Below are 24,330 nucleotides of genomic sequence, written 5' to 3'. Positions count from 1 at the left end.
GTAGCTTATGCAGCAAATAATTAATTTTCTTATTCGCAATAAGAACAATATTTTATTCTTATTGCTGCTCACCTTTTCCCTGTTTTTAACCATACAGTCCCACTCCTACCAGAAAAGTAAATTCATTAGTTCTGCCAACTTTTTGAGCGGAGGGATCTATAGCTGGACCAGTAACATCAACAGCTACTTTTACCTGGAAGAGTACAACCTGCGGCTGCTTGAAGAAAATGAGCGCCTGCGCACCCGCCTGGCCACCTTTGAAGATTCTCTGGAAATTAGCACCTACCGCGATACCAGCAGCTTTGATGCCGATTATATCTTCAGGGCTTCAGAAGTGATCAATAACAACTACGCCAAGGTAGACAACTACCTCACCATAAAAAGCGGAAGCCGCAACGGAATTGAAAGGGATATGGGAGTGGTGACCAGCAAAGGGATTGTGGGAATAGTGGAGAATGTTTCCCCAAACTATTCCACAGTGATCTCCATACTTAATTCAAATTCACGCATCAACGCACAGCTAAAACAGTCGAACCATTTTGGGACCCTGGTGTGGAATGGCGATGACCCCAATGTTGTTCAGCTCATAGATGTGCCCTCTGTAGCACCCATAGCCGAAGGGGACACCATAATTACCGGAGGACGGTCGCTAATTTTCCCCAAAGGCCTGCCCATTGGTGCCATTAAGAACTTTTCGCTGGATCAAAGCGAAAGCTATTACAACATTGATATAGAATTGTTTAATGACATGACCAATATTGGTTATGTTTATATCATTGAGAACACCAGCCAGGCTGAAATAAGAGAACTGCAAAATCTTTCTAAAGATGAATAGTGTCATTTTCAACAATGCCCTGCGTTTTATAGTGCTGTTATTGCTCCAGGTGCTGTTGTTGAACAATATCAATTTTCTGGGTTATATAAACCCCTACCTGTACGTACTGTTCATCCTGTTGTACCCGTTCAATGGCAATCAAACCCTTTTCATCTTTTTGAGTTTCCTTTTAGGTTGGGGTGTAGATATTTTTGAAGACAGCGGCGGCATAAATGCTGCAGCCTGTGTGGTTGCTGCCTACATTCGCCCTGCTATTCTTCGCTTCTCCTTTGGGGTGAGCTATGATTATCAAACCATCAAATTCTCCAGCACCCAGCCCGGCTCAAGAATAAGTTATGTACTCATCATTGTGCTCGTGCATCATTTTGTATTGTTTTTATTGGAATTTTTCAATTTTGCACACTTATTGTTGCTACTTAAGAAAACAGTCTTTTCGGCAGCGTTTACCGTAATCCTGGTTTTCCTAACGCTCGCTTTATTCAGTAAAAAATCAAGATGAGAAAAGTTTTACTCTACATAATAGTCATTACTTCCGGAATCATTTTCCTGGCCAGGCTTTTTTACCTGCAGGTAATGGACGACTCTTTTGTAGGGCTTTCAGAGAACAACGCCATCAAAGTCGTCTATGATTATCCGCAGCGCGGATTTATTTTCGACCGCAATGGGGAACTGCTGGTATCCAATCAGCCGTCTTACGATGTGATGGTGATTCCACGTAACCTGAAACCTTTTGATACTACCGAGCTGTGCAATATTTTAAGTATTACCACAGAACAACTTGTTGAAAGGCTTGATAAGGCTAAGATCTATTCTCCCCGCCTGCCTTCGGTGGTGATTCCGCAGCTCACAAAAAGTGAATACGCTTATCTCGCTGAAAAAATGCGGAAGTATGAAGGCTTTTATATTCAGAAGCGGTCATTAAGGGATTATTATACCGAACATGGCGCCAATGTGCTTGGATATATAGCTGAAGTAAACCAGCGCATTGTAAACGAGAACCCTTACTACCTCTCGGGAGACCTTATTGGCCGGCAGGGCGTTGAAGGTTACTACGAAGAACTCTTACGCGGGGTTAAAGGAGTAAAATATATTCAGAAAGACCGTTTTAACCGGGACATAGGCCCTTACAAGGAAGGCATTTACGACACCCTTCCAAAAAAGGGAAAAGACATTACCATTACCATTGACGCCGAATTACAAAAATACGGGGAGCTTCTCATGGAGAACAAAAGAGGCGGTATTGTGGCTATCGAACCTGCTACCGGCGAGATCCTGGCCCTGGTAACAGCTCCAAATTACGACCCGGCCAACCTGGTGGGGCGTAAGAGGTCTGAGAATTTTACAAAGCTCTGGCTAGATTCCATTTCGAAGCCCTTGTTTGACAGAGGCCTGTTAGCCGAGTATCCCCCCGGGTCCCCTTTCAAGACCATTAACGCCTTAATCGCATTACAGGAAGGCGTTGTAACTACCCAGGAAAGTTTCTCATGCCATGGAGGGTATTTCTACGGAAGAGGCCGAAAAATGGGTTGCCATGCCCATGCGAGCCCGCTGAATATGATCCCGGGGATTGCTCAGTCCTGTAACGCGTATTTTGCAAATGTTTACCGAAGGATCGTTGAAAAATACCCTACCCCGCAGGAAGGCGTAGATGTTTGGGCAAACCACCTTAAGAGTTTCGGGCTGGGGGATTATCTGGGTTCCGACCTTTCTACCGGAAGGCCGGGCAAGATCCCTACTTCAGAATACTACAACAGGATTTACGATTATCCCACCTATAAGTGGTTTTCTACCGCAACCCTTTCTAATGCCATAGGCCAGGGGGAAGTTCTTATGACCCCCATTCAACTGGCAAATATGACCGCCGCCATTGCCAATCGCGGATGGTTCTACACCCCTCATGTTCTAAAAGAAATTGAAGGAAATCCCATTAAAGAAAAGGAGTTCACCCAGAAGAAAGTCACCACTATAGATCCGCGACATTTTGAGCCTGTGGTAGAAGGAATGCACCAGGTGTACAAATCGGGGACGGCAGCTTCACTTCAGATTCCCGGCATAGAGATCGCCGGAAAAACAGGAACAGCCGAAAACTTCACCAGGATAGACGGAAAAAGGGTACAGCTTACAGACCATTCTATCTTTGTTGCCTTTGCCCCTGTAGATAACCCCAAGATAGCTTTGGCCGTGTTCGTGGAAAACGGATATTGGGGAGGGCGTTATGCAGGGCGTATCGCCGGCTTAATGATCGAAAAATATATCAAGGGTGAGATTACCCGTAAAGACATGGAAGAATGGATACTTACCCACAGCCTTGAAGAAGAATATGAAAAACCTTTAAGCGGGGAACCATTTAGAATTAACCAGTAATTATGCCCAAAACTATTTCCCAGTTTGACTGGCTTTCTATACTTGTTTATTTTTTATTGGTAACCATAGGCTGGGTTAACATCTACTCGGCATCTCTCGATGATACGGCCAGCTCTTTTTTTGACCTTAGCCAGATCTACGGAAAACAGATGCTGTGGATACTTCTTAGCGTCCTGCTAATCGTAATTCTCCTTTCTTTAGAAGCCAAGTTCTACGAGCGTTTTTCGAGTGTGATTTACATGATCTCTCTGCTGTCTATTAGCGGACTCTTTCTCTTCGGAACAACGATTAATGGCGCAACTTCCTGGTATACCTTCGGAAGTTTCTCCATACAGCCTGCCGAGTTTGCCAAAGTAGGTACGGCCCTGGCGCTGTCAAAATTCATCAGTGATATTCAAACCAATATTACCAGCCTTACCCATCAATTTAAAGCCTTTATCATTATTGCCCTGCCGGCTTTTATCATTCTGCTGCAGCCCGATGCCGGAAGCGCCATGGTATACGCTGCATTTTTCTTTCCGCTGTACAGGGAAGGGCTTTCTGGAGGGTATTTAATTGTAGTGGTTCTTGGGGTGGTTGTTTTTGTTACCACGCTCTTATTTGGCCCCGTATGGGTCTCGGCTGGAGCAGCAGTGCTCGTGCTTTTGCTGTTCTTTTTAAAGAAAAAGAGAATTGCAGGAGCATTAACTTCCATAAGCCTTTTGGCTGTAGCTGTTGCCCTGTCTTTTTCTGTAGATTATATCTTTGAAAATATTTTTGAACAACGCCACCGAGACCGCTTCAACATCGTTCTTGGCAAAGAGGTTGACAACCGCGGAATAGGCTATAACACCAACCAAAGTGAAATTGCCATTGGCAGTGGTAGCTGGTTTGGAAAAGGATGGACCGAAGGCACACAAACCAAAGGAAATTTTGTGCCTGAACAGCATACCGACTACATTTTTAGTACTGTTGGCGAAGAATGGGGATTTGTAGGAAGCTCTGTGGTAATCCTGTTATTCATCTTTTTGATCCTGCGCATTATCCACCTGGCCGAAAGGCAGAAATCCCAGTTCAACCGGGTGTATGGCTACAGTGTGGCCGGGATCCTTTTTATGCACTTCTTTGTCAATATAGGAATGGTGATTGGCGTTTTTCCCACTGTGGGGATCCCGCTGCCATTCTTTAGCTACGGGGGATCGGGATTATGGGGTTTCACCATCCTGCTCTTCATCTTCCTCAAACTGGATTCTGACCGGATGTCTTTTTGGTAATTTAACTGATAGTTGGGAGTCGCAAGGCGATAGTTTAAACGCACAGCCCTGATAAGGACCTGACCTGCACCTCTCAAAAAAGGCATTTTACTACTGAATTATTCTGAAGAGTTCAAGTCCGGGAAAATTGTTTTTTGGCTGAATCAGGATCAGGCTCTTTTTTCACAACTGAGCTCCCGAAACTGCTGTAAACCACCTGAAGTGACCTCTTTAAGGCATTTTACCGGCTTCTTATACCGGGAGCGTCTTTTTTTATTGCACGGGTGAGCCCTGAAAAAGAAGCCATAAAAAAAGGGCCTTTAAAAAGCCCTTTTTGAATAACCTGTATGCCTGCGTTTATTTCTTAATATCGGCAAGACCAGATTTCTTGATGTTGTTCATCTTCATATCTTCAAGTACATGCACCGCTTCTTCCATATAGATATCACTCTTCAGGCTCTCGTGCCATCTTTCCCTTTTTTCGGCCAGTACGGTATCTACTTCAAACATCTGCTTTTCATAAGGCAGGGATTCAAAGCTAAGATCTGACTCATATTCAGAAATTTTATCAAATTTTTTAGCCTGCTCTTCGTTCAGCTCCATTTCCCTGCTGTATTCAGCATAGTTAAGCGAGAATGTTGTGCTGTTACGCTGATCCCTGATCCACTCGGCATTCTCCCTTATCAAGTCAATATGTTCATTTTCGGCCATTCTCTTCTGACTGTTTGAAAGGGTTTCCTCAAAATCGATATACCCGTTCCACTCTTCAAAAGACGCTGCCTCGATCTGATCCCATGGCAACGGATTCTTTTGATCTTTCTCACCTATGTCAATAAAAGAATACCTATCGGGCACCACAACGTCACTTTTCACACCTTCAAGCTGGGTAGAACCACCATTCACCCTGTAGAACTTTTGAGTGGTGATCTTTAGAGCTCCAAGGTCACCAAGGTCATTATTTTTGATCCATCGGTTAAGGTCAAGTACGTTTTGTACGGTTCCCTTTCCGTAGGTTTGTTTACTTCCAATGATTACCGCTCTCTTATAATCCTGCATTGCAGCTGCAAGAATTTCGGAAGCCGAGGCAGAAAGTTCATTCACAAGGATCACTAAAGGACCGTCCCATAAAATTGAGGAATCTGTATCTTCAAGAACCTGTTGCCCTTCAAGTTTAGATTTCACCTGTACAATGGGGCCTTCTTTGATAAACAATCCGGCTATATCCACTACTGTCTTAAGAGATCCGCCACCGTTGTTTCTCAGGTCAAGCACCAGCCCATCCATGCCTTCTTTCTTAAGTCTTACAATTTCCTGTTTAACGTCGGAAGCTGCATTTCTTTCAGAATAATCTTCCATATCAAAATAGAACTTGGGCAGGTTGATCACTCCATACAAGCGCCCATCCTTTTCTACTTTCGCAGCCTTGGCATAGGTCTCTTCGATCTCTACCACATCTCTAATAATGTCTACTTCCTGGATAGTACCATCAACCTTTTTAAGGGTTAGGGTTACTTTTGATCCTTTTGGCCCTTTAATAAGGTTTACGGCATCGTCAAGCCGCATTCCCACCACGCTCACAGGCTCTTTCTCATCTTCCTGCTTCACTTTAATGATCTCGTCACCCACTTCTACGTCTTCTCCTCTCCAGGCCGGTCCGCCAGAGATCACTTCAACAATCTTTACATTATCGTTCTTCTTTTGCAAACGGGCTCCAATACCTTCCAGCTTACCGCTCATGGCCATATCAAAACGATCTTTGTCTTGCGGGGCAAAGTAAAAAGTGTGCGGGTCAAATTCTTCCACAATGGCGTTAACGTATACTGAAAACCAATCTTTTCTTTCAAGGTCATCACTGAAGTCAAAGTACTCATCGAGCGAGTTTTTGGTCAATTCACGCGCCTCTTTTTCAAGCTCGCCATCAGATTTGGCTACGTAGTCGGCATTGTTCTCAAGTTCTCTTTCCTGCTCTTTTTTCTTGTCGTAGAAGTTGGAAATAGCCGAAAACTTAAGCTGTTTTCTCCACCTCTCCTTCATCTCTTTCTTTGAGCTAACGTAATCGCGCTTGCTGTAATCGGTATCCAATACTTCCTGTTGGTCAAAATCAAAAGGTTGTTCGAGAACTTCCTTGTAGATTTCTTCAGCTTCAGCCATTCGCTCTAAAAGTCGGGTATGGGTAAGATCAAAAAAGCTGATCTCGCTGTTCTTTATCTGGTCGTCAATAAGGTTTTCATATTGTTTGAATTCCTCTATATCACTTGCATAAAAGTACCTTTTTAGAGGGTCCAGGGCCTCTAGGTAATCTTTATAAACTTCCGAAGAAAAGGAATCGTCTACCTCTTTGGCATCATAATGCCCGTTTTTTAGAACATAAGAAATTAGTTCAATCAGGGTCTTATCTTTATTGGGGTCATTGAATGTCTTGGTAGTAAAGCTGCAAGAAGCCGCGGCAAACAGCAAGACCAGCACGAGTAGCTTATAGTTCCTTTTCATTATGGTTTTTATTTTCATCATTAGTATACCTGTACTACAGTAAAAACTATGCCAACTTCCACAGTTTTCTTCTTTTTTGTTAATTTACGAATATAAGCCTTTCCTCAAGAAATTAATTTAATTTAGCAGCCATAAATTTTTCATAATGTCTCAGGAAAAACCGCTCATTTTAGTAACCAATGACGACGGAATTACGGCTCCCGGAATTAGAGCCCTTATAGAGGTCATGAAGCAATTGGGAGACGTGATTGTGGTTGCACCCGATAGCCCTCAAAGTGGCATGGGCCACGCCATCACCATTAGCGACACTCTTTTTTGTGATCAAATTACGGTCAAGGAAACCTACAAGCATAAAGAATACAGCTGCTCGGGCACACCGGCCGATTGCGTGAAGATCGCCACCCAGGAGATCCTTCACCGCAAACCCGATCTTTGTGTGAGCGGTATTAACCACGGCTCAAATTCTTCTATCAATGTGATCTATTCGGGTACCATGAGTGCCGCGGTAGAAGCCGGCATTGAAGGCATACCGGCCATTGGGTTCTCTTTACTCGATTACTCGCTTAATGCCGATTTTGAACCCTGTAAGAAGTTTGTAAAACGCATTACCAGGCAGGTGCTTAAACACGGGCTTCCAAAAGGAGTGGTTTTAAATGTGAACCTTCCAAAGCTAAGCGAATCAGAAATTAAAGGGATTAAAGTGTGCAGGCAGGCAAAGGCGCGCTGGGAAGAAGAATTCGATAAGAGAACAAATCCGCAGGGGCGCGATTATTATTGGCTAACGGGAAAATTTGTGAACGAAGACGAAGGCGAAGACAGCGATGAATATGCCCTTTCCCAGGGGTATGTTTCGGTGGTACCGGTTCAGTTTGACCTTACGGCACATCAATTTCTGAGCGATCTAAATTCCTGGGAACTGAATGATTAGGAAAGAGATCTTACTGGGTTTTGTAACAGGTATTGCAGCCAATCTGGTTGGAATGCTCATTTACATCCTCATTTTTTCTGATCTGCCCATTTGGGAAACCCTTCAGGAATCTATGCGCGGCGGCTTTATTGGCACACTCATTACAGCGGGCGCCATTTTGAATTTCCTGCCTTTCTTTTATTTTATAAAAAGGGAAGCCACGTACAGGGCAAGAGGTGTTTTGATGGCTTCAATTCTCGCCGCACTTGTTATTGCAGTAATAAAGCTTAGTTGATATGAAATATTACATTATTGCAGGAGAAGCTTCGGGAGACCTACATGCGGCAAATCTCATGAAAGGCCTCAAAAAGACCGATCCCCAGGCCGAGTTCAGGTTTTGGGGCGGAGATCTCATGCAACAGGAAGGCGGTACACCGGTGAAGCACTACCGCGACCTCGCATTTATGGGGTTTGCTGAAGTGCTCATGAACCTGCGCACCATTCTTCGCAATATTTCATTTTGTAAGGACGACATTAAAAAATGGGAGCCTCATGTTATCATTTTTGTGGACTATCCCGGGTTTAACCTGCGCATCGCGAAATGGGCCCGCAAGGAAGGCTACAAAACCCACTTCTACATTTCTCCTCAAATCTGGGCATGGAAAGAAAACAGGATCAAAGACATTCAGCGTGATATTGACGAGATGTACGTGATCCTGCCTTTCGAGAAAGATTTTTACGAAAAGAAGCACAACTTTAAAGTCAATTTTGTGGGCCACCCGCTCATAGATGCGATAGCCGGAAGACCTCCCGTGCAGGCTGAAAAGATCAAAGCTGAGCACAAACTCGATGCCCGCCCAATAATCGCCCTCCTTCCCGGAAGCAGGAAACAGGAAATCTCCAAAATGCTGGAGGTCATGCTTAGTGTAACCAATGACTTTAAAGAGTACCAGTTTGTTATCGCAGGCGCGCCCAGCCAGGAAGAGAGTTTTTACCGGCCCTATATCAAGAAGAAAAACGTGCACCTTGTGATGAACCGCACCTACGATGTGCTGGAAATATCTACGGCTGCGCTGGTAACCTCGGGCACTGCCACTCTTGAAACCGCTTTGCTCAAAGTGCCCGAAGTAGTTTGCTACAAAGGCAATTTTATCTCCTACCAGATCGCCAAACGCATCATCAAACTCGATTATATCTCACTGGTGAACCTCATTATGGATCGCGAGGTGGTAAAAGAACTTATTCAAAACGAGTTCAACCGCGAAAATCTAAAAACAGAACTCACCAAAATTCTCGATAAAGAGAACCGGAAAAAGATCTTTTCCGATTACCACGAACTGGAACAAAAGCTTGGCGGTAAAGGCGCCAGTGAAAAAACTGCCGAATTAATTTACCAAAAGATTTCTGCCCAATGAAGCTTTTGAGGTTCACCCTGCTGGCCCTTATCCTTACCCTCACTTCTTGCGGGGCACGCAAATCTGCACTGGGGAATAAAGCCACAATTGAAGAGCAAAAGATTGATTATGCCCAGATTCCCGATTTTTATGACACTTCTGAAGAAGTGATGGAAGAGGCCGAAGAAGAGACTTTTAGCATCATCGATTACGCCCTGCAGTTTCTTGGCACAAAATACAAATACGGCGGCACCACGCCTCAGGGTATGGATTGCTCGGGTCTTGTCTATACCTGTTTCCTCGAAAATAACATTGAACTGCCGCGTTCTTCACGTGATATGGCGCTCCTGGGTGATGAGCTCGAACTCCGCCATGTAAAGCTGGGCGACCTCCTGTTTTTTAAGACCGACAGGCGCAAAAAAGCCATCAACCACGTGGGCCTGGTAGTAGAACTTGACCAGGACAATATTTTCTTCATTCACTCCAGCTCCTCGCGCGGCGTCATTATTTCGGCACTCAATGAAAATTACTGGAAAGAGCATTTTGTGATGGCTCGCCGCATCCTTTAAATTATTATCTTAGGCTAACCACCTCACACATAATAATTTGAACACCGCCATTATCAGACTTAGCATTTTGCTGCTGCTGGGAATATGCAGCGGTTTTTTCCTGTAACTACCTCTCAAAATGGCATTTCTGGCACTGCTGCCGGGAATCTTATTATTTCTCCTGGCCTATTTTAGAGCCCGAAAACTGCTTTTCCCCGATCTTTTCTTCGGAAGCAGCACCGCCCTCCTCTTTTTCCTCTTCGGAATCTTTTCAGCAAGCCTGCACCTCCCACAAAACCAGCCACAGCACTACATTCACAAGATTTCTTCGGAAAAAGCCCACTTTCTGAAGCTAAGTATTCTCGAAACCTTAAAACCCGACGCCTTCAGCGATAAATATATTGCTGAAGTGAACGCAGTCAACGGAAAATCTGCGCATGGAAAGCTGCTTGTACTACTTCCGAAAGACAGCCTAAAAAAGCCATTTTTGGAAGGTGAGCAGCTGCTCATTTCTGCCGATTTAACGCCCGTTCCCCCACCTCTCAACCTGCACCAGTTCAATTATGCCGACTTTATGAACAGAAAAGGGGTCTGGCGACAGGCAAACCTTCGCCAGGGTACTTTTAAAAAATTACAGAAAAAAGAATCCGGGCTAAAAACAAGTGCGGCAAATTGGCGCCGTAAAATAAGTGCTGCCCTTAAAAAACATCATTTTGAACAGGACGAACTTTCTTTGGTACAGGCGCTGCTGCTGGGTCAAAAACAGGATATTTCAGCGCAAACCTACAATAATTTTGCAGCTGCAGGTGCCATTCACATCCTCGCGGTATCGGGCCTGCACGTGGGGATCATTATGTTGATGTTACACTGGCTTTTCAAACCTCTTACCGGTCTCAAAAATGGCAAATTTTTAAAGACTTTCCTGGTCATTTTATGCCTCTGGGGCTTTGCGGTACTGGCGGGGCTTTCGCCTTCGGTGGTGCGGGCGGTGACCATGTTCAGCTTTCTTGCCGTGGGCCTGGAAATTAAAAGGCGTACCGGCACGCTAAATTCCATTTTCCTTTCGCTGCTCCTGCTCCTGCTGGTTAAACCGGGATGGATCTTTGAAGTGGGGTTTCAACTGAGCTACCTCGCGGTGCTTTCTATTGTGCTTTTTCAGCCCTTGCTCAACAGGCTTTACACGCCTGCCAACCGCATTCTAAAATACTTTTGGGATTTGTTAAGCGTTACTCTGGCGGCCCAACTTGGGGTGCTGCCGCTAAGCCTGTACTATTTCCACCAGTTTCCGGGGCTCTTCTTTCTCACAAACCTGCTCATCCTTCCCTTTCTGGGCGTCATCCTTATAATGGGCGTACTGGTGATCTTTCTAGCTCTTGTAGATATGTTGCCCTCATTTATTGCTGAAACCTACGGAATCATCATCAAAATCCTAATTAAAACGGTAGACTGGATTGCCGGGCACGAACAATTCCTCTTCAAAGACATTGGCTTCAGTTTAGCTGAAGTCTTAAGCTGGTACCTCTTTCTCTTCACCGCATTCCTGCTATGGAAAAGCTTCGGCTATAAAAGGCTTCTAGCCGTTCTTATTTCAGCAATCATCCTGCAATCGGTTTATATTTCTTCGGAAGTGAGACAGGAGAACCGGCTTATCGTATTTCACAAATCCCGAAGCAGCCTGGTAGCAACACAACATAATGACCAGCTGATGCTGTACCATAACCTGAAATCTCCTGCAAAAGACCTGAAATTGCTACAAAATTTCATGGTAGGAGAAGACCTTCAGCAGATAAGGGAAGCGCCGCTTAAAAACATATATCTTCAAAAAGGGCATTTTTTGATGCTCATTGACAGCAGCGGTTTTCTTCCGAAGCAAACGCCTTTTAACACCCACCTGCTGCTTACAGGTGCTCCCGGGATTAACCTGGAACGTCTTTTAATGAATCTCAAACCTGCAGCCATCATCGCCGACGGCAGCAATTATCCTTCAGTCATTAAAAAGTGGAAAAAAACTGCCAAAGCAAAGCACATTCCTTTCTTTTACACCGGTGAAGACGGGGCTTATATCCTTGAATAAAAAAGCCTCACAATTCTAAACTGCGAGGCGAAATTCTATATTCAAATACAGTGTTGGCCGGGAAGAGAAACAAGTACCCTTCGCTTACCTAACGGCAGGTAGGCTGCAAGAACCAGGAATATATATTCAGAAACAGCCCTTCCATACCTTAAAAACAGGCTGGATTATTCCTGAATTCGATTCAAAAAAAATTAATTTGAAACGCTGAATTCATTTTCAAAAGCCGCGGAATAGTCCTGGAAAGCTTCGGGGCTGGTAATTTTCTTGTAATCTTCACCTACAAACATCTTTAAGAACAACTCCAGCTGGTGCGGAGTGCGGTAGCCGGGAATTGGCCCTATGAGGTTGGCCTCTTCGTCAAAAAATACCAGACTGGGGTAGCCGGTGATCTTCATTGCGCTGGCAAATTCATGCTGACTGTTACGGCCTTTGCGATTGGGGTCGTAATTGGGGTTTTTAAAAGACATGCCCAGGTAATGGATTTCCTCGGTACCTTCAGCATTAAATTTTACGGGATAATAATGCCGGTTGATGTAATTAATGACGTCTTTATTGGAAAAAGTATTCTTATCGAGCATCTTGCACGGGCCACACCAGGTGGTATAGGCATCCATAAAGATCTTTTTTGGCGCTTTCTTTTGAGCTTCAAGGGCTTCGTTCATGCTCATCCACTTGATCTCCTGCCCCAGCATGGCAGAGGCCGTAAAAAGGAAGACACTAAGGCTAAGAATAATTTTCTTCATACTTTTTCTTTGTCTGTTAGCAATAGTCGTTCCGAATTTTCATAAAAACTACGCCCTCAGGAATGAGGGCGTAAAAATAGCATTTTAGGGAGGAATTTATTTCACCCCGTGCATCAATTTCTTTAGAAGTGGGTTTAGCAGCGCCACTAAAACTCCGGCACCAATAGGCACTACTGTAAAAATCAGGAAGAAGGTAGAAAGGCTGTATTGTTGGGTGATCTCGTCTACCATTCCTCCAAAAGAACCGGCCAGTTTGTTCCCAATCGCAATTGCCAGGTACCACATCCCGAACATAAAGGCAATCATCCTTGCCGGCACAAGCTTACTCACATAAGAGAGCCCGAGCGGGGAAAGACAGAGTTCGCCCAGCGTATGGAAAAGGTATGCGAGGATAAGCCATATCATGCTCACTTTAGCTCCTTCGGCTATCCCGCTTGAACCAAATGCCAGCAGGCCGAATCCTATTCCCAGAAGTATCAAACCGAAACTGTACTTCCAGGCAGCAGAAGGATTGTACTTGCTCTCCCACCATTTTGAGAAGAAAGAAGCAAAGACAATAATAAAGAAAGAGTTGAGTATACTGAACCAGGAAACAGTGATTTCTGTAGCATCTCCCTGGAATTCCCTTACAAGCATCCAAATTACGATTGCCCAGATTGTTCCGAAGCAAATAACCAGAACGATGTTAGAACCCAGTACTCTTTTATAAGTCTGTTTCCACAACAAATACAAAACCCAGGTGATAATCATGAGCGGCACCACCGTAAGCAGGGTGTTGAAAACATTGAAGACCGTGGCACCCGCACCTACCAGTACCCTGTCTACAGAATCACGCGCAAAGATAATTAGGGAGGTGGCGCCCTGTTCAAAAGACATCCAGAAGAACACCGTGAAAAAAGCGAAAATAATTACCGCTATTAACCTGTCGCGCACCACTTTAGCATACCTGGAGATACGCGAGATGACCAGTACAAGAAATAGTACCAGGCCAATTAAGGCTAAGGCCAGTGGCCCCGAAAAAGGCTCCCCCTGAAAATCGAAAGGCATTACTGCAGGCAGAAGGTTTAGGTTGGCTATCCTGGACACCGGATCGTTGATCAAATACAACAAACCAATAACTGAAGTAGCCACCACAAGGATCTTATCAAACAATGTAAATGGATTGTGAGAATGATCTTTAACCCCCGAAGCTTCCTCTTTTGCTTTTTCTTCAGCTAATTTGGCTTTATCGGGCACTCCACCTATGTTTCCAAAAAGAGGTTTTGCCAGCCAGAACTGAAGGGTTCCCAGGAACATGAAAATTCCCGCGAGGCCAAAGCCCCAGCTCCATCCTACCCTTTCGGCCAGGTAGCCGCACAACATCATTCCGAAGAAAGCCCCGGCATTTACGCCCATGTAGAAAATGGTGTAAGCCCCATCTTTCTTGTCGGGTTTGCCGTCGTACATTTCAGAAATAATCGAGGTAATATTGGGCTTAAAGAAACCTGTTCCTATAACCAGCAAAGCAAGGCCAAAATAGAGGGAAAATTCTGTTTCGAGAGCCATAGAGGCGTGGCCCAGGGTCATAATTGCAGCACCAATCACCACTGCCCAGCGGTAGCCGGTGATCTTATCGGCAATGATACCACCCGCTATAGGGGTAAGGTAAAGTAAACCTGCATAGGTCCCAAAAAGGGCACCTGCGTTCTCTGCGCTCCAGCCCCAACCGGGATTATCTACCCCCACAATTGCCATGGTGAGGAAGTTGATGAGGAGCACCCGCATCCCGTAGAACGAGAAGCGCTCCCACATTTCAGTAAAGAAAAGAACAAAAAGGCCGGCGGGATGGCCTAAAACTTTTGACTTAAAGAAATCGTTCTCTGCCGCAGGAACTGTTGCTGCCATTATTTTCTTCTTTTAGTTTCTTCTCTATCTACAACATCTTCATCTCCAAGTTCAAAATTCTCCTGTTGTGGTAACTCCCTCTCTTCATCTTCAACCCCGTGAGTAAGGCGTTTAAGAGGCTTAAGCATTAAAAGTACAAGAATAGCAAAAGCCACAGTGAAGATGGTAATACCCATAAAGATGGTTCCGTCTCCAGCTTCAGAAGAGAATTCTCCCACAATTCCCGCAACCTTATTTCCAAGACCTGTTGCCGCAAAGTAAACCCCCATCATTAAAGACGCATATTTTACAGGAGCAAGTTTGGTGATGAATGACAGTGCAACGGGGGAAGAACTAAGTTCCCCAATGGTATGGAAGAGATAAGCAAGTACCAGCCAGTACATCGCCGAAGCTCCATTATTCTGAAATTCCATTGAGGCAAAGACCATGAAAACAAATCCGAGTCCCATGATGATAACCCCTATAGCCATCTTAAAAATTGAAGAAGCTTCTTTGCTTTTGAGTTTTCTTTTTGCCCAGAAATTGGCAACTACAACCCCAAAAATGATAATAAACAGGGCGTTCAGAGACTGAAACCAGGAAGCAGGAACTTCGTTGCCTATCAATGGCAGGCTAAAGGGTAAAAACCTGTCGGTTTTTTCAAGGGCATAGATATTCATGAGTCCACCTGCCTGCTCAAAAGCCCCCCAGAACACAATTACCAGGATAAAAGAAAGCAGCATGACTACATACCTGTCTTTCATCACCTGGGTAGTAAGATCTTTATAAACCATGAGCATCATGGCAGTAACCAAAGTAAGGAATATGAAAAGGAAGCCGTAAGCTACATCTACAGCAAGAAGATAATAAATAGACCCTATAAGCAATGCTGCAGTGATGGTTAACTGTAGCGGAGATTTAAAAAGATCTTTGAACATCCCGCCAAAGGAAGCACCCGAATCCCTTTCGGCTTTTGAGAGCAGGTTACCTACTTCTACAAGGTATTTTTGACCCCACAGGTAAACGAGGAGCCCTAATGCCATGGCTATTCCGGCAAGCCCAAAGCCCCAGTGCCATCCAATATTTTCTCCCACATAACCTACAATTAAACTTGAAAGAAATGCCCCAAGATTGATCCCAATATAGAAAATGGTAAATCCTTTATCACGGCGTATGTCTCCTTCTTTGTAGAGGCCTCCCACCATGGTAGAGATATTGGGTTTTAGCATTCCCACCCCGGCAATGATCAAACCGAGCCCGGTGTAAAAAGCCCACATTTCTTCAACTGCCAAAATTCCGTGACCTGCCACTAAAATTATTCCACCCCACAAAACCGTCTTTTTTTGACCCAGCAGCTTATCAGCTATAATACCCCCGGGAATAGAAGCCACGTAGACCAGCATGGTATACCAGCCGTAAAGAGCTAAGGCCTCTGCGTTGGTCCAGCCCAATCCGGCATTTCCGCCCTGGGTGGCACTAACAAGGTAAAGTACCAAAATGGCGCGCATTCCGTAGTAGGAAAAGCGCTCCCACATTTCAGTGAAAAATAATATATAAAGACCTACCGGGTGACCAAATAATTCTCGTCTTTGCGGTGCTGTTGTTGCCTGTGCCATTATAGGGATGATTTGATATTAGGATTAACTTTTAAATTTTCTTCAATAAAATTTGTCATGAGCGTGTACAAATGTAAACGTGTATTGCCCCCATAGATCCCGTGATTTTTGTCTGGGTAAATTGCCCAGTCAAATTGCTTATTGGCCTGTACAAGGGCTTCAATCATTCTCATGCTATTCTGAACATGCACATTGTCATCTCCGGTACCGTGAATAAGCAGGTAGTCTCCTTTTAGTTTCTCCACATGGTTGATGGGTGAATTCTCATCATAACCCGAAGTGTTCTCCTGCGGGGTGGTCATGTACCGCTCTGTATATATGCTGTCATAAAACCTCCAGCTGGTCACCGGCGCAACGGCAATCGCCATTTTATAAACATCATTGCCTTTAAGAATGGCATTAGATGACATAAAGCCTCCATAGCTCCAGCCCCAGATCCCCATATTTTCTTCGTCTATGTAATCTCTCGCTCCCAGAATTCTTGCGGCTTCAATAATATCTTCAACCTCGTACTTACCTAGTTCTTTTTGAGTGACCTTTTTAAAGGCTGCTCCTTTAAATCCGGTACCGCGAGGATCAATCCCCACCACTATATACCCTTTCCCGGCAAGCATTTGATACCAGTAATCATTGGTACTGTTAAAGCGGTTCCCAACTTCCTGAGACCCGGGACCCGAATACTGGGCTACAAAAAGCGGATATTTTTTCTCAGGGTCAAAACTGGCAGGTTTGATCATCCACATGTTGAGATCAACACCATTTACCGCAAGGGTCGAGAACTCCTTGGGGACGATCTGGTACTGGGCCATTTCCTCCAGCAGTTCTTCATTGTTAAGGATCTCCCTAACCAGTTTTCCGTTCTTTGCAAGGTGTAGAGTGAATTCGTAAGGCGTGGTGGCGCTGTTGTAGGTATTGATAAAGTAAGTGTAATCGGCACTAAAGTCGGCACTGTTTTGCCCTACCTTATCTGTAAGTTGTTTTTTACTTCTGCCATTGGTCTTTACCGAAAACACATCGCGATTAATGCTTCCGTTCTCGGTGCTCTGATAAAAAATAGTTTTTGTTTTGGGGTCAAGGCCGTAGTAATTGGTCACTTCCCAGTTCCCGCGGGTCACCTGGTTTTTCAGTTTACCGTTCTTGTCGTAGAGGTAAATGTGGTTCCAGCCGTCTTTTTCACTTGTCCAGATAAAGCTGTTATCTTCCAAAAATGTCAAATTATCGGTCACATCTACGTAGGCTTCGTCGGTTTCGGTAAGCACTACTTCAGCTTTATTTGCTTCAGCATTAACAAAGATGAGGTCAAGCACATTCTGGTGGCGGTTCAAAACCTGTGCGCTCAGAATATTAGCATCATTGGTCCACTTTATACGCGGAATATAAAAATCTTCGTAATCGCCCAGGTTGACATCTGAAGTTGTATTTTTCTGAAGATCGTAAATATGCAGACTTACTTCTGAGTTCTTTTCACCCGCTTTCGGGTACTTAAAAACAGTTTGGGTTTGATAAAGATCCTGCCCGTAAACATCCATAGAAAACTCGGGCACTTCAGTTTCATCAAACTTCAAAAAGGCTATTTTCTCACCAGATTTGTTCCATTGGAAAGCGCGCACAAACGAAAATTCCTCTTCATAAACCCAATCGGCCACCCCATTGATGATCCTGTTCATTTCGCCATCTTTGGTCACCTGAGTGACTTCGCCCGAAGAAAGTTCTTTTACAAAAATGTCATTTTTGAAAACATAGGCCACTTTTTCGCCTTGTGGAGACAGGGTGGGCTCTTTAATTTTTTCTTCGGAAATCTTTTTCAGCTCTTTGGTCTGCAGGTCATAAACATAAAAGATCCCGCGGGTAGAATGCCTGTAGATAGATTCTATCTCTGTGCCCAGCACCAGCTTTGATTCATTTTCACTAAATTCATATTGTGAAAAATATTGGATGTCCTCAAGATCTTTACTGTTAAGAATAGTTCTTGTCTTTTCACCGGTCTTGTAAGAGTAAGCATCTATGGCTGATGTGCCTGCACTACGATCAAAATTAAGCACCACATACTCGTCCCCGTTGTTAAGGGACTGCAGGGATTCCATTCGTTCCTGCCGGAATGTTCCTCCCCAAATGTCTTCAAGTGTAATTGCTTTTTTCTGCGCAGTGAGTACCGTTGTAGCCGAAAGAAAAAGGGCTAAAAACCCGTAGGTCAACTTCATTTTTTGCGTTTAAAAAATTTGCTTGCCAAGTTTAGTAAAAATTCGGCTAAAAAACAGGCTTTAGGCTGTTAAATCATAAGGAGATGTTAATATTCAAACCTTACTTATCATCCGTGATCACCCAATTTATTTACACTTTGCTTCAGAATTTTTACATGCTGCTGCGTTTCCTGCAGTAATTGTATCTTTGTAGCCTCAAATTTCACATAATGATCACACTTATTTCGGGCTTTTCCAAACTGTCAAAAGAGGAAAAAATTGAATGGCTTAGCCAGACATACCTGGCCAATAACAAGGATGCCAGAGAGATTTTAACCCAGTACTGGAACCCGGACTCCAGCCTGCAACAACTCCACGAGGAGTTTACAGAAAACACCCTTTCAAATTACTACCTGCCTTTTGGGCTCGCCCCCAATTTTCTTATCAATGACAGGCTTTATGCCATCCCCATGGCCATAGAAGAAAGCTCGGTGATTGCCGCTGCGAGCAAGGCAGCTAAATTCTGGAGCAAGCGCGGCGGATTTAAAGCCGAAGTTCTGGGAACCCAAAAGATTGGCCAGGTGCATTTCATGTACACCGGGGATGCGAAAAAACTGGAAGATTTCTTCAGTAAAATAAAGCCGAAATTGTTTGCAGCGGTCGCCCCACTCACCAAAAACATGGAGAAGCGCGGCGGCGGAGTAATGAATATGGAATTGCGCAACAAAACCCGCCTGCTGGCCGGTTACTACCAGCTGCACTGCACTTTTGAGACCAAAGACTCTATGGGTGCAAATTTCATCAATTCGTGCCTTGAGCGTTTTGCTGAAACTTTTAAAGCAGAAGCTGAAACGCACGAAGCTTTTGATGCTGCCGAAAAGCAGGTTGAGATCGTGATGAGCATACTTTCCAACTATGTTCCCGATTGTATTGTGAGGGCCGAGGTTTCCTGCCCCCTAACCGAACTTGCCGACCACGGGATGAGCGGGGAAGATTTCGCCTCAAAATTTGTGCGGGCACTTAAAATTGCCGAAGCCGAACCTTACCGTGCGGTGACCCACAACAAGGGAATCATGAACGGGATTGACGCAGTAGTACTGGCAACAGGAAACGACTTTAGGGCAGTAGAAGCCGGCATCCACGCCTATGCTTCAAAAGAGGGAAAATACAGCAGTCTTTCCCACGCCCAGGTGCAGGACGGGCAGTTCAGGTTCTGGCTGGAAATTCCGCTGGCCCTGGGCACGGTGGGCGGCCTCACGGCACTGCACCCGCTTTCTAAGATCGCTCTTGAGATCTTACAAAAACCATCAGCCGAAGAACTTATGAAAATAGTGGCAGTAACCGGGCTGGCACAGAACTTTGCCGCAGTAAAATCCCTAATCACCACCGGCATTCAGCAGGGGCACATGAAAATGCACCTTATGAACATTCTCAACCAGCTACAGGCCACGGCACAAGAAAAAGAAGTGCTCACAGCCTATTTTAAGGACCACAATGTTTCACACAGTGCGGTAGAGCAGCAAATTGAAAAACTGAGAAGCTAATGGAGACCTTCCACAGCCACGGAAAATTATTGATAAGCGGGGAATATGTTGTGCTCAACGGGGCCACAGCCTTTGCCCTGCCCACAAAATTCGGGCAGGGCCTGGAAGTGACAAAAATAGGAGCGCCTGTAATCAACTGGAAAAGCCTTGATCACAAACAAAACACCTGGTTTGAGGACAGCTTTGAAATTTCAGACCTGATTGCTTCGGAAGTGCCAGAGAAACACAACAAAAATGAGGTGTCAAAAATGCTATTTCAGACACTTTTTTTTGCCCGGAAAATGGCTCCGCAGGTATTTGCTGAAGGCGGCTTTGAAATAAGCACAAAATTGGACTTTCCAAGGGATTGGGGCCTCGGAACTTCTTCCACCCTTATCGCGAACCTTGCCAAATGGCTCAAAATTGATGCTTACCAGCTCCTGCAGCACACTTTTGGGGGCAGCGGGTACGACATAGCCGTGGCGATCCACCAAACGCCTGTGACTTTCGAGAAACAGCCTTCCGAAAATAGCATTTTAAAGACTTCTTTTGATCCTCCCTTTAAAGAGCAGCTCTTTTTTGTGCACCTTAATCAAAAACAGAACAGCCGCGAAGCCATAGCCCATTACAGGCAGCAGGATAAAACAACTTTAGGCACCGCCATTAAAAAAATTTCGGCACTTAGCCATAGCCTTATCAACGCCACAGATCTCCTGGAATTTAAAATGCTCCTGGAAGTGCACGAAAACGTCATTTCACAGCTGGTGGGGCTTCAAAAAGTGAAAAGCCGGCTGTTTCCCGATTACCCGGGGGCCGTGAAAAGCCTTGGGGGATGGGGCGGGGATTTTGTTCTGGCCACGGGAACAGCAAAAGATATGGAATACTTCAGGAGTAAAGGCTACAGCAGCATTCTTCCTTATTCTGAAATGATCTTATAACAAGCCTTACTATCTCCCTGGAAGAAGTTTTCTTCCGAAGAAATTAATCGGCAGCATCAAACAAAAAAAGCCTTTCTAAAACAGAAAGGCTTTTTCTTTATTGTAAACTACAGTTTCTTAATAGAATCTCGCGCGGTTATCTTCAATTTCGGCAGATTCTTTAAGAGCCTGGTAAATTTCGGAATTCACAGAGATACGGCGCGCAGAGGCTTCTCTTGCCGCATAAGGACGGTAAGATTCCATTTGAGGGGCATCGTTCTTTTGGAGCACTTTCACTACAAACACACCTTTTTCACCCGCTAAAGGACTGCTGGTTTCACCGCTTTCAAGTCCAAAAGCAGCACCCACAATTTTTGGCTCACTGCCAACACCCGGAAGCGTTGGACTGTTTCGGTTAACCGCATTTGCGGTATTCACCTGTACGCCCTGATTTTGCGCGATAGCCTGAAGATCACTTCCGCTGATGTCAGATTTAATGATCTCAGCTTTCTTTTGCTTCTGAAGGATTGGAATCACGGTTGCAGACGCAGCTTCAGCCGATTTAAGGCCGCCTTTGTTTGCCGCAGTCACCTGTGCCACCACATAACCTGAAGGAACTTCAAACCTTCTTATATCCCCAACTTCAACTTCCTCTTCAAAGGCCCACTGCACAATTCTTCGCTGTGCACCAATCCCGGGAATATTCTCTTCAAGTTGCTTAATTTCTTTTACCGGCCTAACTTCTTTTCCGCTTTCTTTTGCAAGGTCGCTGAAGTTGCCATCTTTTGCCGCAAGCTCAAATTTTGTCACTTCAGCAAAAAGCTCGTTGGAAGTTTTTTCTGAAGGCTGGATCGCTCTTGAAACAGTAGCAAGCTTTACCGCCTTTTCCTTATCGGTCAACTCCTGAATATGGATCACGTGGTACCCAAACTGAGTTTCTACTACTCCAACTGAACCTTCGTTGTTATTGAAAACGTAGTCATTGAAAGCAGGAACCATCGCTCCCGGCCCAAACCAGCCAAGTTGCCCCGCATCTTCTTTATTGGAAGTATCGGCAGAGAATTCTGAAGCCAGTTCCGCAAATTTATCGTTGTTGTTTTTGACCACGTTAGCAAGGCTATCGGCCAATTGCTGTGCCTGTTCTTTGCTCCTGGTCACCTGCCCTCCTACCGGAGAACCCTGCCATGCTACAAGAATATGCCTTGCCTTTGCAGAATCGGCCATTTGAGCAGTTTCTACCACTCTGGCAAGCCTGTAAGAACCATTGTATTTAAACGGCCCGTAAACTTCTCCTTCGTTTAGGTTGAAAAGAGAATCTGCATGCTCTGCAGGTAACTGATCTTTAAATACAAACCTGTCCTGAAATTTCTCATCAGATCTTTCATTTACTAATTCCTCCCAGTTTCTTGTAGTTGCAAAACCTTCAACCGTATCACTGGTATTGGTAGCTGAATTGAATTCTACCTTGTCGTTTAAAAGACCAAGCAGTTCAGATTTTACTTCGGCCTCATCTTCAACAGAAGCAGTTTCTTCGTAAAGCACATACTGGATGTCGCGGGTAGGTTCAGTCTTGAACTGCCCCGGATGCGCTTTCACGTAATCCCTGATCTCGTCTTTAGAGATCTCTACCTGTGAATCTTCAACAGTAGTGTAGGGTACGTAAACAAATTCCATATCTACGTTATCACTGGCAAACCTGTAAGCCTGCTCACCTTCAAGAAGCGTGGCTCCTACCCCGGCCCTTACCAGGTTAAGGTAGATCTGCTCCCTGGCAGTTTCAGCAAGACTGGTTTCAAAATCCAACCATTGCTGGTATGCCTGAGGTGAAGTAGATTTAAGCGTAGCTACATATTCTCTCAATTTAGCTTCATCAAAAACACCGGCTTCATTGGTAAAATTAGGGTTGTTTGCAAGTTCCCTTCTCATCATCTCCTTAACCTGGGCTTCTTCCACCCGAATACCAAGCTCTTCAAACTGCTCCTGCATAAGGGTTCTACGCACATTCATTTCCCAAACCTGATTTACAGCCTGAGAGGTAGTTGCATTTTGCCCCATGTTACGCTGAAAGGATTCTACCTGACGGGCAAACTGCTCCCTTTCAATATCCTCACCATTAATCGTAGCTATAGTATTCTGGGATTTTTGAGAACTCATTCCTCCGTTGCGAATAACATCGGCTAACACGAATGAGAAAAGTGCCAAAGCAATGATCACGATAAGGAAGACCGAACGTTGCCTTATTGAATTTAATACTGCCATTATCTTATTATTAATTCTAAAATATAGGGGGCGAAAATAACGTTTTTAGCTTTACTAAAAAACTATAAATCTTCAAAATGTGAGGAAAAACTTAAAATTAATCGTTTGAATTCACAATCACCTCTACAAGCTCAATCCTGGTATTGGACACTTCCCTGATATGAAAAGTAAAATTGTCAATTTCAACCACCCCGTCTTTAGGAGGAATTTCTTCGGTGTGATCTAAAATATAGCCGCCCAGGGTTTCATAGTTCTCGCCAATGGGGATATCGAGCTTGTAATTTTCATTGAGATAATCTACTTCCAGGCGGGCCGCAAAAAGGTATTTATCTTCCTCAAGCTTTTCTTCTATAAGGATCACGGGATCATGTTCATCTTCTATCTCCCCAAACAGCTCTTCCACGATATCCTCTACTGTCATCATCCCGCTGGTACCGCCATATTCATCAATTACTACAGCAATACTTTTCCTTTTTTTGATAAGGATATTCAAAACGTCTTTTACCAGCATGGTTTCGGGCACAAAGACCACGGGCAGCAATATAGATTTAATGGTAGGCGGCTTTTTAAAGAGCTCAAAAGAGTGGATGTAGCCAATGATATCGTCTATATTTTCCTTGTACACCAGGATCTTTGACAAGCCGGTTGCCGTGAAGGTCTCCACCAGTTCCCGCGGATCGGTAGTGATGTCTACCGCCACAATCTCGGTACGCGGAATCATCACTTCCCTCGACTTTACTTCGGAAAACTCGAGAGCATTCTGAAAGATCTGAATTTCGGAATCTACCTCCTGGTCGTGTTCTATTTTGTCCATTTGTTCAGAAATATAGTTCCCGAGCTCTACTTTGGTAAAAGCCAGTTGCACTTCATCCCCCTGGGTCTTAAAGAACCTTTTTAAAACAAGATCTGAAACCCAAATCACGAAAGAAGAAATAAAACTGAACAGCAGGTAGAACAAATAAGCAGGTACCGCAAAGAACTTCAGGAAAAAATTGGCATAGATCTGAAAGAAAACCTTGGGTAAAAATTCCGCAGTAAGCAGAATTATAAGTGTGGAAATAATGGTTTGAGTAAGGAGGCTGAGATCTGTAAGCAGATAAACTACAATTTCATTGCTGAAATTTTCGGGTGCCAGCCAGCTCATCAAGAGATCGCCCATAAAAAAACCATAAATGACCAGGGCAATATTATTACCCACCAGCATGGTGGCGATAAATTTTGAAGGTTTACGGGTAAGGCGGGTGAGAATCTTAGCCAGGAAATCATTCTGCTTCTTTTCGATCTCCACATGTATCTTGTTTGCAGACACATAAGCGATCTCCATGCCCGAAAAGAACGCCGAAAGCAGCAGGGAGCATAAAATAATAATGATCTCGTAGGCCATA

Annotated in this window: 18 protein-coding genes; 11 read left to right on the top strand and 7 right to left on the bottom strand. The window is 44.5% G+C overall.

Annotated elements, in window-relative coordinates; all coding sequences use genetic code 11:
* Positions 1–7: 7 nt before the first annotated feature.
* From mreC to rodA, 4 genes are read left to right on the top strand one after another with little or no spacing between them, the layout of a single operon-like run.
* Positions 8–835, top strand: a complete 828-nt coding sequence (mreC, locus tag JRG66_RS09600) for a rod shape-determining protein MreC (RefSeq protein WP_265162556.1) — start codon at positions 8–10, stop codon at positions 833–835.
* Positions 828–1,334 (top strand): rod shape-determining protein MreD, encoded by a 507-nt coding sequence (locus JRG66_RS09595; RefSeq protein WP_265162554.1) that lies wholly within the window; start codon positions 828–830, stop codon positions 1,332–1,334. Before mreC ends, JRG66_RS09595 begins: the two co-directional genes overlap by 8 nt.
* Positions 1,331–3,199 carry a penicillin-binding protein 2 gene (mrdA, locus tag JRG66_RS09590; protein WP_265162553.1) on the top strand — a complete coding sequence of 623 codons (1,869 nt, stop codon included), beginning with the start codon at positions 1,331–1,333 and terminating at the stop codon, positions 3,197–3,199. Before JRG66_RS09595 ends, mrdA begins: the two co-directional genes overlap by 4 nt.
* 2 nt (positions 3,200–3,201) lie before the next feature.
* A complete protein-coding gene (gene rodA, locus JRG66_RS09585) occupies positions 3,202–4,452 on the top strand; it encodes a rod shape-determining protein RodA (protein ID WP_265162551.1) in 1,251 nt (416 codons plus the stop codon).
* 336 nt (positions 4,453–4,788) lie between these two features.
* On the opposite strand, the gene JRG66_RS09580 is transcribed toward rodA, so the two are convergent.
* Positions 4,789–6,921 (bottom strand): carboxy terminal-processing peptidase, encoded by a 2,133-nt coding sequence (locus JRG66_RS09580; RefSeq protein ID WP_265162550.1) that lies wholly within the window; start codon positions 6,919–6,921, stop codon positions 4,789–4,791.
* 145 nt (positions 6,922–7,066) lie between these two features.
* Between JRG66_RS09580 and surE the strand changes: the two genes are divergently transcribed.
* The 5 genes from surE (at position 7,067) to JRG66_RS09555 (ending at position 11,844) form a co-directional block, all read left to right on the top strand.
* Positions 7,067–7,849, top strand: a complete 783-nt coding sequence (gene surE / locus JRG66_RS09575) for a 5'/3'-nucleotidase SurE (protein WP_265162549.1) — start codon at positions 7,067–7,069, stop codon at positions 7,847–7,849.
* Positions 7,842–8,123 carry a hypothetical protein gene (locus JRG66_RS09570; protein ID WP_265162548.1) on the top strand — a complete coding sequence of 94 codons (282 nt, stop codon included), beginning with the start codon at positions 7,842–7,844 and terminating at the stop codon, positions 8,121–8,123. The genes surE and JRG66_RS09570 overlap by 8 nt, the downstream gene beginning before the upstream one ends.
* 1 nt (position 8,124) lies before the next feature.
* Positions 8,125–9,243 (top strand): lipid-A-disaccharide synthase, encoded by a 1,119-nt coding sequence (gene lpxB, locus JRG66_RS09565; RefSeq protein WP_265162547.1) that lies wholly within the window; start codon positions 8,125–8,127, stop codon positions 9,241–9,243.
* Complete coding sequence (locus tag JRG66_RS09560; protein ID WP_265162546.1) at positions 9,240–9,791, top strand: C40 family peptidase; 552 nt, start codon at positions 9,240–9,242, stop codon at positions 9,789–9,791. The genes lpxB and JRG66_RS09560 overlap by 4 nt, the downstream gene beginning before the upstream one ends.
* 118 nt (positions 9,792–9,909) lie before the next feature.
* Positions 9,910–11,844: a ComEC/Rec2 family competence protein gene (locus JRG66_RS09555; protein ID WP_265162545.1), complete on the top strand. Its 1,935-nt coding sequence runs from the start codon at positions 9,910–9,912 to the stop codon at positions 11,842–11,844.
* 191 nt (positions 11,845–12,035) lie between these two features.
* Here JRG66_RS09555 and JRG66_RS09550 read toward each other — a convergent pair whose 3' ends face one another.
* From JRG66_RS09550 to JRG66_RS09535, 4 genes are all read right to left on the bottom strand, one after another.
* Positions 12,036–12,587, bottom strand: coding sequence for a thioredoxin family protein (locus JRG66_RS09550; RefSeq protein ID WP_265162544.1), 552 nt, complete (start codon positions 12,585–12,587; stop codon positions 12,036–12,038).
* 96 nt (positions 12,588–12,683) lie between these two features.
* The gene (locus JRG66_RS09545) at positions 12,684–14,471 is read right to left on the bottom strand and encodes a peptide MFS transporter (RefSeq protein WP_265162543.1); all 1,788 of its coding nucleotides are present in this window, start codon (positions 14,469–14,471) and stop codon (positions 12,684–12,686) included.
* Entirely contained in the window at positions 14,471–16,066 is a 1,596-nt protein-coding gene (locus JRG66_RS09540; RefSeq protein ID WP_265162542.1) for a peptide MFS transporter, read from the bottom strand. The genes JRG66_RS09545 and JRG66_RS09540 overlap by 1 nt, the downstream gene beginning before the upstream one ends.
* On the bottom strand, positions 16,066–18,267 hold the full coding sequence (locus JRG66_RS09535; protein WP_265162541.1) for a S9 family peptidase: 2,202 nt from the start codon (positions 18,265–18,267) through the stop codon (positions 16,066–16,068). Before JRG66_RS09535 ends, JRG66_RS09540 begins: the two co-directional genes overlap by 1 nt.
* 179 nt (positions 18,268–18,446) lie before the next feature.
* Between JRG66_RS09535 and JRG66_RS09530 the strand changes: the two genes are divergently transcribed.
* On the top strand, positions 18,447–19,790 hold the full coding sequence (locus JRG66_RS09530; protein ID WP_265162540.1) for a hydroxymethylglutaryl-CoA reductase, degradative: 1,344 nt from the start codon (positions 18,447–18,449) through the stop codon (positions 19,788–19,790).
* Positions 19,790–20,707 (top strand): GYDIA family GHMP kinase, encoded by a 918-nt coding sequence (locus JRG66_RS09525; RefSeq protein WP_265162539.1) that lies wholly within the window; start codon positions 19,790–19,792, stop codon positions 20,705–20,707. The genes JRG66_RS09530 and JRG66_RS09525 overlap by 1 nt, the downstream gene beginning before the upstream one ends.
* 117 nt (positions 20,708–20,824) lie before the next feature.
* Here JRG66_RS09525 and JRG66_RS09520 read toward each other — a convergent pair whose 3' ends face one another.
* Together JRG66_RS09520 and JRG66_RS09515 are read right to left on the bottom strand one after the other, a co-directional pair.
* Complete coding sequence (locus tag JRG66_RS09520; protein ID WP_265162538.1) at positions 20,825–22,945, bottom strand: peptidylprolyl isomerase; 2,121 nt, start codon at positions 22,943–22,945, stop codon at positions 20,825–20,827.
* A 97-nt stretch (positions 22,946–23,042) separates the two neighbouring features.
* Entirely contained in the window at positions 23,043–24,329 is a 1,287-nt protein-coding gene (locus tag JRG66_RS09515) for a hemolysin family protein (protein ID WP_265162537.1), read from the bottom strand.
* Between the last annotated feature and the right edge of the window lies 1 nt (position 24,330).

Origin of the sequence: Salinimicrobium tongyeongense (assembly GCF_026109735.1) — a bacterium.
Taxonomy (GTDB): domain Bacteria; phylum Bacteroidota; class Bacteroidia; order Flavobacteriales; family Flavobacteriaceae; genus Salinimicrobium; species Salinimicrobium tongyeongense.
The sequence above is the reverse complement of the archived record's forward strand: the minus strand, read 5'-3'. Positions and strand labels throughout refer to the sequence as shown.